This window comes from Spirochaeta isovalerica (assembly GCF_014207565.1).
GTDB lineage: Bacteria > Spirochaetota > Spirochaetia > DSM-2461 > DSM-2461 > Spirochaeta_F > Spirochaeta_F isovalerica.
In genome coordinates this window covers 35,452-45,136 of record NZ_JACHGJ010000015.1, presented here as the reverse complement: position 1 = coordinate 45,136, position 9,685 = coordinate 35,452, and the positions used below count along the sequence as shown (strand labels likewise).

The window sequence follows — 9,685 nt, the reverse complement described above, 5'->3', positions numbered from 1 at the left end:
CTGAAACTCAAAAGTTCATTTTCGTATTCTCTTCCCTTCCCTGATTGCTACTATTTAATAGCTTTTAAAGAACCGTTTCTCAGTGTTTTCCCTTGCTTTTCAGCAGGTAACCCCTGAGGCACGAGAGGTAAATTAACAAATAGAATAAATACTGTCAATTGAATTCAAATAAAAAAATTCTTTTTTATTTTCCCACAGAAATTCAGGCAAAATTCCTTCGGATTATTAAAGGTTTGAAATCAGATTCCGATAATTTTCGACCTGTCATGACAGAGGCTGTTCAGTCCGGTCAGAGTCTATTTCAAATGAAGAGAAATTTTCTTTTTGAGCTCTTCCGAGTAATCGGGTAAAGCGCCTTCCGAAGAGACGACAAAGGCTGCGACATCAAGCGCCAGCCTCCCTGCCCTGTCAATATCGCCGGTATTGAGATAGGAGTAAACAAAAGCTCCGGAAAAACTATCGCCGGCACCCACCGTGTCTACGACATCAGCCGGTTCCGGCTTAAGCTTATATTCACGGCGCTCATCAAAGAACAAGGCGCCTTCTCCCCCCATTGTAACGATGATTATGGAAACTGTTCTGTATGTTTCCATAATTTTTCTGGCGAGATATTCTTCAGTCATGTCCTGTCCGAAAAGAAGCCGGGCTATAACCGGAACCTCTTCATCATTAACTTTAAGAATGGTTGTGTGTTTTAAGGTTTCCTCAATAATTTCCCGACTGAACCATTCCTGCCGAAGATTTACATCAAAAAAAACATGCGATCTTTCCACGTTTTCCAGAATCCACCGGGCGGACATTCTGCTCTTTTGACTCCTCTGCGCAAGAGAACCAATATACAGCACATCCCATTTGAGTTCCGTCATTTTCTTTTTGGTTTCTTCATTTATTTCTATTGAGTCCCAGGCCGATCCCTGTACGATTTCATATGAAGGGATTCCATTATCCAGACGCACCTGCACAGTACCTGTTGGAGAACTGTTCCTATCAACCAGAGATGTATTGATATTCTGATTTTCAAGCAGTGCAGAAGCTCTGTCTCCCAGATCATCGTGCCCAAGAGAACTGACAATATAAGATTCGGCTCCGAGTTTCGCCATATGTCCGGCAAAATTGAAAGGAGCTCCACCGATATGATAGCTGCCTTCGATGATATCCCATAACACTTCACCGAACGCTAAAACCTTAATTGCCATTACAAACTCCTTCGGCGGCTCGGAGAGCCATTTATAAAAGGGGATTCCCCTCTATAGAGGTCATTATAGAAGAGCTCTCAGGAAATTCAATTATTTTTGTTTACTTCTCTCTTATGAGCTGATAATTTGAATTACCATGAAGTATAAAGTGGATTTGAATTACTCTACAGGCTTAATTGCCAGGACGACATTATCATACCTTAACAAGTCGATGGGATGGTCATTCTATACGGCCATGGGCATATCACTGTTAATTACCCTTTTTTTGTATTTTTCCGGAAACCGCACTGTATTATTGCCGGTTTTTCTTGGAGTTCTCATACTCGGAGTTCTCATTTATCTGAGAATGTTTGCTTTTTATTTCAGCGGAGCAAATGGAGAATATAAAAAGTTACGAGGTTCCCGAATCAGCGCGACCATAAGGGAGAACGGAATTACTTTCGGAACCGGAGGCGAAACTCTCCGCTGGAAGGATCTCTCAAAATTCAGTAACACTGATGAGGCTTTTCTTTTTTTTGTAACTAAAGACAAATACATCATCTGTCCGTCATCGGATATTGATGAGGAGACCCGAAGTTTTATTTTTGAAAAACTGGACGAATTCAGAATCAGTCGTCAATAAGAATTGAATTGAGTTTCGTACCCGTTTTTTTCTTCCAGAAGAGTCGCTGTCATATTCGTTTCACTATCATCGCCAAAATGAGTTTTGATATATGAGCCTGTGACTCTCCGGACTTTCCAGACCTCCACTCCCTCAGCTGAATAATAATCGGCCTGGAAATCCCCCAGTGGGGTTTCGACCTTAACCTTTTCAGGACCGGAGAGTTCGTATTTGGAAAGTATGATGTAGAGATTGCTGTTTTCATCTACTGTAGGCTTATATGATTCCACGGAGCTATCTGTAGAGTAACGCATCTCCAATAATTTCCATTCCTTATTGACAAGGAATTCATAAGTGCGTTCAAAACCGTTTCCCTCAACCTGAAAAAACCACCAGCTCTTTTCTTCATCATCCCTGCTGAGCAGAGCTCTTTCAAAATAAACTGTTTCATTCAGTTTATTTGAATCAACCTGCCATCTGGTTCCTTTTCCCGGATTGTAACCGCTCAGAGGAGGATCTATTCCGCTTAATGCAAAATAAACAGTATAAAGAATCGAAAATTCGACAACAGGTCCGTTCATATACTCTGTGGAACCGAGAAGAAGCGGTCCTTCGGAAAGATCCAGAGAAGAATATATGATTCCCGAGTTGATAATCTGATTACTATCCGCCCCGACAGATTCGTCAGCTTCATAATCGGGTTTCGAATCAGCCGGAGTTTCAGCAATTTCCTCTCCGGGAGAAACTGCGGGTGGTGTTGAAACACAGGAACTTATATTCAGGATAAAAAACAGAACAAACAGCAGGGTTGCAACTTTAATCAATGAACACTTCATAATTCCAATATAACGGAAGCCCGCTTAAATTAACAGTAATTCAAAGCAGGTCTTCTTATATTTCAGCCTTGCCTCAACACCTTCAGGTGTAAATGCAAACAGTTCGGGTTCTTCAAAAATCACTTGTGATATCCACCGAATAGCTTTTTCATCCCTCTGTGGAATTTGTGAATCGACTCTACCGGTTCGCAGTACATCATGACACATTCTTTATAGATGACATTCATTCCCTTTGATTCGGCGAATGCTATGGCTTCATCGGACTGGGAGCCCTGCTGCATCCATAAATTGGCAATGCCCTTCTCGTAGGCGGCCTGAACAACAGATAAGGTGACCTCCGGTTTAACCGTTGTGATAAGAGCATCGACATCACCGGGGAGATCGGAGACAGCAGCAAAACAGGGTTTCCCTTCCACTTCTGTCATATGAGGATTAACACCTACGACATCGATGTTCTTACCCGCCAGTTCCCTGACGATAGCCGTACCGAATTTGTGAGGATTTCTGGACACGCCGGCTATGGCATATTTTTTTGATGCAAAGAATTTGTCGATGGCAGGTCTCTTGTTTTTTTTCATTGGGTCTCCTTTAATTTTCTTCGATAGTTGCTGAGGTTGTTGTATCGGAATAAAACTCTTTAATCTCAATGTACCGGTTTGTATAAAACAGTCCGGCGGCCAGAACAATGATCAGGGCAATCAGGCGGGGACTATGTCTTTTGAAACGTTCTCCGGGATTGCCGCTCTGATCTTTAATAAATGTAGAGCGGATAAAACAGCTGGTACCAGCCAGGAAAAAGCAGAAAAAGGTAGCCGCCGGAGCAAAGGTGCAGACGGAATGGTATCCGATAAGATTGGGATAGGATGCTCCGGCTCCGGGAATGAGGGTTATGATTCCTCCCAGAGTGGCCAGTATGGTGAAGAGAAGCATGAGTTTATAGGAAAGTCGAAACATATGACTCCTTCTCCCGCTTAACTCCGGGATAATCTCATTATAACAAAAGCACCAGACAAATCATGTAAATTTTTGTTAATATTCAAGACAGGGTCGTATTATAGTTAAAACGATATGAACAGATTGAACAAAGCTATAACAATTCTGCTGCTCGCGACAGCGATTCCCGCTATTTCCTACCGGTTTATCGAAGCCGCGTCATGGGCAGACCGCCTGGACCTCCTCGGTTACTTTACCATCCAGTCCAATATCCTTGTGATTCTCCTAGTGGCTCTTCAAGCAGGAGGCCGCAAGATAACAACAGCAAAACTGCCAGTCGGCGCCGCCATCATCATTACGGGTCTCATCTACCAGCTATTGCTCAGGCAGACATGGAGTCCCCAAGGCGTTTCGGCTCTTGTCAGCAATATCAATCACGGTTCGACAACAGTGCTGTATCTCTTGTGGCTCTGCACAGACTCCTACAGGACCCGTATCTCGTGGAAAGAAATCTGGAAAGTCATTCCCTACCCTGCGGGATACTGTCTTTTCGGCGTATTTGAAGCTTTCTACAGGACAAGGCCTATCCGCTACTTCTTTCTCGATATCCGCCGGAACGGATGGGCCTCTTTCTCCTTCTGGTTCGCCGGACTGACGGGTCTGTTTCTTCTGGCCGGAGCTCTGGTCATAGCTCTCAGCCGGATGGAAAATCAGAAAAGATGGCAGGCGACGAAGTGATTCTCTCCCGATTCCCTTAAGGGAGGTTCGCTTTTCCGGCACACATCTTCAGCAAAAGGACAACGGTTTGCGAAACGACAGTTATCCTCCGGGTTGATGGGAGATGAAATTTCGCCCTTGAGAATAATTTTCTCCCCTTTCTTTTCCAGAGTCGGTCTGGGAATCGCTGACAGCAGAGCTTTCGTATAGGGATGGACAGGATTGCTGAACAATTCCTCAGCCCTGGCTTTTTCAATCAGTTTCCCCAGATACATAACAGCAATATCATCTGAGAAGTGGTTAACAACAGACAAATCGTGAGTGATAAAAATATAAGTGAGATCGAGTTTTTTCTGCAGCTCCTTCAGCAGATTGAGAATCTGAGCCTGAATGGATACGTCCAGTGCGGAAACCGGCTCGTCGCATACAATAAATTTCGTGTCGAGAGCCAGAGCCCGGGCGATTCCGATTCGCTGCCGCCGTCCCCCGTCCAGCTCATGGGGATAGGTGTTCATCAAACGACGAGACAGTCCGACCAGATCCATTAATTCGAGAACGCGCTCAAAACGCTTCTTCCTGTCTCTAATCAGTTTATTCAACTTGATAGGCTCTTCAATGATTTCGCTGACTGTCATTCTGGGGTCAAGAGAGGAAAAGGGATCCTGAAAGATGATCTGGATCTCCTTTCTCAGTTCCCGCATATCTTTCGGTGAGAGCTCATGGATATTTTTCCCGTTATAAATGATATCCCCTTCAGTCGCTTCGAGAAGGCGGAGAATGACCCGGCCGGTCGTCGATTTTCCGCAGCCCGACTCTCCCACAAGCCCCAGCGTTTTCCCTTTCTGAAGATCGAAGGTGATATCATCCACGGCGTGGAGCTTCCCTTTGGGGGTATCGAAATATTTTTTCAGGTTTCTGACCTGGAGCAGTACTTCCTTATCTTTCATCCTTTCCCGCCTTTGAGCTGAAATTCTTTATTGTCCGGGTAGAGATGGCATTCCACGAAATGATCCGGGGAGAAGCGGACTTTCTCCGGTTTTTCAGAGGCGCACTTGTCCATGGCGTAATCGCATCTGTCGCAGAAGGAACACCCCGGGGGAAGATTGAAGGGATCGGACATGAGTCCCCGTATCGGTTTGAGTTCCGCTTTCCGGTCATCGATATTAGGGATGGAGAGAAAAAGCCCTTCCGTATAGGGGTGTTTCGTGTTGTTGAAAATCTCCTCGAGCGTCCCCTGCTCGACGATCCGGCCGGCATACATGATAGCGACATTGTCGCAGACTTCCGCCACAACGCCCAGGTCATGAGTGATCATGATCATGGCCATATCCATTTTCTCTTTCAGCTCTTTCATCAGCTCGAGCACCTGAGCCTGGATCGTGACGTCCAGAGCCGTCGTGGGTTCATCGGCGATAAGAAGCTTGGGGCTGCAGGACAAAGCGATGGCGATAACAACGCGCTGTTTCATCCCTCCGGAAAACTGATGGGGATATTCATTCATCCTGCCGCCGGGTATACCCACCATCTCCAGCATTTCCCGGGCTTTCTGCAGGGCTTTGTCCTGAGAGAGCTGCTGATGAATTTTTATCGCTTCAGCGATCTGATCACCAACCTTGAGCACGGGATTGAGAGCCGTCATGGGATCCTGAAAAATCATGGAGACCAGACCGCCGCGGATTTTCTCCATCTTCGATTCGGGCAATTCCATCAGAGCTTTGCCGTCCAGCTCGATCTTTCCGGAAACAACTTCTCCCGGGGGATCGGGAATCAGCCTGAGGACTGACAGAGCCGTCGTCGTTTTTCCCGCTCCGGTTTCGCCCACCAGTCCGAGGGTACTGCCCTTCTCCACGGAAATATCGATTCCGTTCACGGCCTGAACGATACCGTCCTCCGTCACATATCGCACTTCCAGATTTTCTACTTTCAGTACCGTTTCTTTCATCTTTGCCGCACCTTCTATTTTAATTTGGGGTCGAGAGCGTCTCTCAAGCCGTCACCGATAAGGTTCAACGACAGAACCGTGAGAACAATGGCCAGACCGGGATAAAGGACAATGTACATATTGTCGCGGATGTAAGCCCGTCCGCCTGCCAGCATGCTTCCCCACTCGGGAGTGGGAGGCTGAATCCCCAGTCCGATAAAACTGAGAGAAGCCGTGGCCATAATGGCCGAAGCAACTTTTAAAGTGGCAAAAACGATAATCGGCGCCATGGAGTTCGGGAGGACGTGCTTAAGAATAATCGTATGGTCCCGGCTCCCGATCGCTCTGGCCGCCTCGATGAATTCCTGATCCTTAACGCTGAGAACCGCGGCGCGGACGACTCTTGCAAATCCCGGAATATTGGAAATCCCCACGGCTATCATCAGATTGAGAATGCTCGCCCCCAGGGCCGCCACAATCGTTATGGCCAGAAGAATCGTCGGGATGGCCAGCAGAATATCCAGGGTTCTCATGATAATATTATCTATCTTTCCCCCGTAATACCCGGCTATTGCCCCCAGTGTCCCGCCGAGAGTTAAAGCGATGCTGACGGAAATGACACCGACGAAAAGAGAGATCCTCGTTCCGTAGACGATTCTGGCGAAGATATCCCGCCCCATTTCATCGGTTCCAAACCAGTGGTCCGCACCGGGAGACTGGAGTCGTTCAATGATATTCATCTTCAGGGCATCGTTCTCGTAATCGGCTATCAGCGGCGCGAAAACGGCGAGGCAGAGAAAAATGAAGATGAGAATAAGCCCGGCAATGGCGGAGTTGCTTTTTCTCAGTCTTTTCCATACATCGAGAGCCTGGCTTCTTTTTTTTGTGGCCGGTATCATTTTCCGGCTCAATGTCCTGTCGCTCATTCCCGACTCCTAACTGTAATTGGATTTGATTCTCGGATCGATAAAGGCATAGAGAATATCGATTATGAGATTAACGATGCTGAAAGACAGGGCGAATACGATAACGCAGCCCAGTACCATGGGAGTATCTTTTCTCTGGATGGATTCGACCATGAGACGGCCGATACCGGGCCAGGAAAAAACTGTTTCGGTCAGCACGGCGCCGCCGAGTAGAACACCGAACTCCAGTCCGATAACCGTGACAGCAGGAATCAGGGCGTTTTTGAGCGCATGTTTATTGATAACGCTTCTCCGGCTGACCCCTTTGGCTTTAGCCGTGGTTATATAGTCCTGACGGATCACTTCCAGCATGGAGGAACGGGTCGTCCTGGTGATGCTGGCGGTCGAGGCGATGGCCAGCGTAAAAGCCGGCAGAATCAGACTCATGATCCCTTTCATACCGCCGGAAGGGAACCAGCCCAGCTTCAGGGAGAAAAGGATTATCAGAATCAGTCCCGTCCAGAACGACGGCATGGATATCCCGATCAGGGCGACGATCATCCCTATATTGTCGAATATGGAATACTGCCTGGTCGCCGATATGACGCCGATGGGGATGGAGATAAGAACCGACAGAAAAATGGCCGTTATCGTGAGCTTGAATGTGTTGGGAAAGCGCTGTTTGATTTCTCCCGCAACGGAAAGCCCTGTCGAGTAGGATTTCCCCATATCACCCTGAACAAGGTCGATCATGTAATTGCCGTATTGCACGATCAGGGGATCATCGAGCCCCAGTTCCTCACGCAGATCCTTAATCCTCTCCTCGGTAGCCCCATCTCCGAGAATAATGGTCGCCACATCACCGGGAGTTAAACTGATTATGAAGAAGACCAGAAAGATAACCCCGATCATAACCGGGAAGAGCATCATCAGCCTTCTTATGACATATTTAATCACATTTCCTCCGATATTGATTGAAACCCGGAGCCGCCTCTCTCTACAGACAGGCGCCCCGGGAAAAAGTATTTAATGATGAAAAACTAGTAGTGCAGTTTTTCCAGATTCCATAATCCCTGTGGACTCAGCTCCACACCCTTAAGTGCGGCATTGGCCCCTACGATATTGTTTTTAACAAAGAGAGGAACCCAGGGAGCCTTATCCATGATATAAGTATGAAGTTTATTGTAAATTACCTCACGCTTGCCGAGATCCAGCTCTTCCCGTCCTTCTTTGAGCATTCTGTCCATTTCCGGATCGTTGACCCGGGCAAAGTTCATACCGCCGATGTTGCCGGAAAACCAGTGGGGAGTCAGAGTCGCGTCGGGGTCGGGGTTGGAAGTCCATCCGAGGATGAGAGTCTCTTCGTCACCGCGGAGAACCGAATCGATAAATGTCCCCCACTCGAGCATTTTGATGGAGGCTTTGATTCCCACTTCCATAAGACTGGCCTGAATAACTTCAGCGATTTTCTTTCTGTCATCACCGGAAGTCATGATTTCCATTTCAAATCCATCGGGATAGCCTGCAGCGGCGAGAAGTTCTTTCGCTTTTGCAGGATTATAGGAATAAGGACCGGCTTTGTATCCCAGGAATGAGGGAGCGAGAACAGACTCAGCCTTAACACCGGCGCCGTCTATGGCAACCGTGATAATGGCATCCTTGTCGATAGCATAGTTGAGTGCCTGTCTGACTTTAACATTGTCAAAAGGCGCTTTTTCCGTATTCATAGCGAAGAAATCAACTCTTGTGGAGGGCTTTTCGTAGAGAGCCAGATCGGAATTGTCTTTTACGACATTCATATCGATGGTGGGCAGTTCGGGAACGACATCGACTTCTCCTGTTTCAAGGGCGATGGTTCTGGAAGTTCCCTCGGGAATCACTTTGAAAGTAATAGTAGAGGACTGGCCCATATTGTTTTTATCAAAATAAGCTTCATTTTTCTTAAGGACAACCTGATCACCGGAAATCCACTCAACAAAAGTGTAGGGACCGGAACCGATCGGTTTGGCGAACTCATCTCCTGATTCAACATAGGCTTTGGGAACGACAGATGTTCCGGCATGAACCAATGTGTACAGGAAGGGGGCGAATGCCGAATTGGTCGTGAATTTGACAGTGTATTTATCCACCACTTCGATCGATGCCACTTCACTGAGAACCTGTTGAACTTTAGGGGCCTCTTTTGAGCGGTCCATGCTGAATTTGACATCTTCAGCGGTCATTTCGCTTCCGTCGTGGAATTTAACGCCTTCTTTGATCTTGATGACCCATTCCGTATCGGAAGGCTGTTCCCAGGACTCGGCCAGATCGGGAACGACTTCAAAGTCGGTGTTCAACCGGAAAAGCCTGTTAAAAAGCAGGAAGGAAACCATTTCAGATTTCGTGTCGTTGTGCCCCTGGGGATCCAGAGAGGTAATATCGGCAGACAGCGCTACGACGACCTCATCTTTAACCATTTCCGTTTCCTCTTGAGCTCCGCCGGCATAGACCGGGAGAGTCAGACTCATGAGAACCAATGCGAATAACATGGTCATCTTCTTTTTGTAATCCATTCTTCATTCCTCCAATTTATTTAA

At 47.1% G+C, this 9,685-nt stretch carries 11 protein-coding genes; 2 read left to right on the top strand and 9 right to left on the bottom strand.

The features are described from left to right. Positions 1-296: 296 nt before the first annotated feature. Positions 297-1,196: a carbohydrate kinase family protein gene (locus HNR50_RS21725; RefSeq protein WP_184748913.1), complete on the bottom strand. Its 900-nt coding sequence runs from the start codon at positions 1,194-1,196 to the stop codon at positions 297-299. A gap of 136 nt (positions 1,197-1,332) precedes the next feature. Between HNR50_RS21725 and HNR50_RS21720 the strand changes: the two genes are divergently transcribed. Next, positions 1,333-1,818, top strand: a complete 486-nt coding sequence (locus HNR50_RS21720; protein ID WP_184748912.1) for a YcxB family protein — start codon at positions 1,333-1,335, stop codon at positions 1,816-1,818. On the opposite strand, the gene HNR50_RS21715 is transcribed toward HNR50_RS21720, so the two are convergent. The 3 genes from HNR50_RS21715 to HNR50_RS21705 all read right to left on the bottom strand — a co-directional run bounded on the left by HNR50_RS21715 (position 1,812) and on the right by HNR50_RS21705 (position 3,587). Further along, complete coding sequence (locus tag HNR50_RS21715; protein WP_184748911.1) at positions 1,812-2,633, bottom strand: hypothetical protein; 822 nt, start codon at positions 2,631-2,633, stop codon at positions 1,812-1,814. The two genes, HNR50_RS21720 and HNR50_RS21715, sit on opposite strands and share 7 nt — an antisense overlap. Positions 2,634-2,752: 119 nt before the next feature. Continuing rightward, positions 2,753-3,211: a CoA-binding protein gene (locus HNR50_RS21710; RefSeq protein ID WP_184748910.1), complete on the bottom strand. Its 459-nt coding sequence runs from the start codon at positions 3,209-3,211 to the stop codon at positions 2,753-2,755. A gap of 10 nt (positions 3,212-3,221) precedes the next feature. Further along, entirely contained in the window at positions 3,222-3,587 is a 366-nt protein-coding gene (locus HNR50_RS21705; protein ID WP_184748909.1) for a hypothetical protein, read from the bottom strand. Positions 3,588-3,701: 114 nt separating this feature from the next. Here HNR50_RS21705 and HNR50_RS21700 point away from each other — a divergent pair, with 114 nt between their 5' ends. After that, positions 3,702-4,304 (top strand): Pr6Pr family membrane protein, encoded by a 603-nt coding sequence (locus tag HNR50_RS21700; RefSeq protein ID WP_184748908.1) that lies wholly within the window; start codon positions 3,702-3,704, stop codon positions 4,302-4,304. Here the strand turns inward: HNR50_RS21700 and HNR50_RS21695 are convergent. The 5 genes from HNR50_RS21695 to HNR50_RS21675 form a co-directional block, all read right to left on the bottom strand. Next, positions 4,277-5,230 carry an ABC transporter ATP-binding protein gene (locus tag HNR50_RS21695; protein WP_184748907.1) on the bottom strand — a complete coding sequence of 318 codons (954 nt, stop codon included), beginning with the start codon at positions 5,228-5,230 and terminating at the stop codon, positions 4,277-4,279. The two genes, HNR50_RS21700 and HNR50_RS21695, sit on opposite strands and share 28 nt — an antisense overlap. Then, positions 5,227-6,225, bottom strand: a complete 999-nt coding sequence (locus HNR50_RS21690; protein ID WP_184748906.1) for an ABC transporter ATP-binding protein — start codon at positions 6,223-6,225, stop codon at positions 5,227-5,229. The genes HNR50_RS21695 and HNR50_RS21690 overlap by 4 nt, the downstream gene beginning before the upstream one ends. Before the next feature lie 14 nt (positions 6,226-6,239). Continuing rightward, entirely contained in the window at positions 6,240-7,130 is an 891-nt protein-coding gene (locus HNR50_RS21685) for an ABC transporter permease (RefSeq protein WP_246434176.1), read from the bottom strand. Between the two features lie 9 nt (positions 7,131-7,139). Next, positions 7,140-8,066, bottom strand: a complete 927-nt coding sequence (locus HNR50_RS21680; RefSeq protein WP_184748905.1) for an ABC transporter permease subunit — start codon at positions 8,064-8,066, stop codon at positions 7,140-7,142. Between the two features lie 83 nt (positions 8,067-8,149). Next, positions 8,150-9,661 carry an ABC transporter substrate-binding protein gene (locus tag HNR50_RS21675; protein WP_184748904.1) on the bottom strand — a complete coding sequence of 504 codons (1,512 nt, stop codon included), beginning with the start codon at positions 9,659-9,661 and terminating at the stop codon, positions 8,150-8,152. Between the last annotated feature and the right edge of the window lie 24 nt (positions 9,662-9,685).

Coding starts and splice junctions, on each gene's coding strand:
- HNR50_RS21725 (WP_184748913.1), bottom strand. CDS start 1,196: ATGGCAATTAAGGTTTTAGCGTTCGGTGAAGTGTTATGGGATATCATC.
- HNR50_RS21720 (WP_184748912.1), top strand. CDS start 1,333: ATGAAGTATAAAGTGGATTTGAATTACTCTACAGGCTTAATTGCCAGG.
- HNR50_RS21715 (WP_184748911.1), bottom strand. CDS start 2,633: ATGAAGTGTTCATTGATTAAAGTTGCAACCCTGCTGTTTGTTCTGTTT.
- HNR50_RS21710 (WP_184748910.1), bottom strand. CDS start 3,211: ATGAAAAAAAACAAGAGACCTGCCATCGACAAATTCTTTGCATCAAAA.
- HNR50_RS21705 (WP_184748909.1), bottom strand. CDS start 3,587: ATGTTTCGACTTTCCTATAAACTCATGCTTCTCTTCACCATACTGGCC.
- HNR50_RS21700 (WP_184748908.1), top strand. CDS start 3,702: ATGAACAGATTGAACAAAGCTATAACAATTCTGCTGCTCGCGACAGCG.
- HNR50_RS21695 (WP_184748907.1), bottom strand. CDS start 5,230: ATGAAAGATAAGGAAGTACTGCTCCAGGTCAGAAACCTGAAAAAATAT.
- HNR50_RS21690 (WP_184748906.1), bottom strand. CDS start 6,225: ATGAAAGAAACGGTACTGAAAGTAGAAAATCTGGAAGTGCGATATGTG.
- HNR50_RS21685 (WP_246434176.1), bottom strand. CDS start 7,130: ATGAGCGACAGGACATTGAGCCGGAAAATGATACCGGCCACAAAAAAA.
- HNR50_RS21675 (WP_184748904.1), bottom strand. CDS start 9,661: ATGGATTACAAAAAGAAGATGACCATGTTATTCGCATTGGTTCTCATG.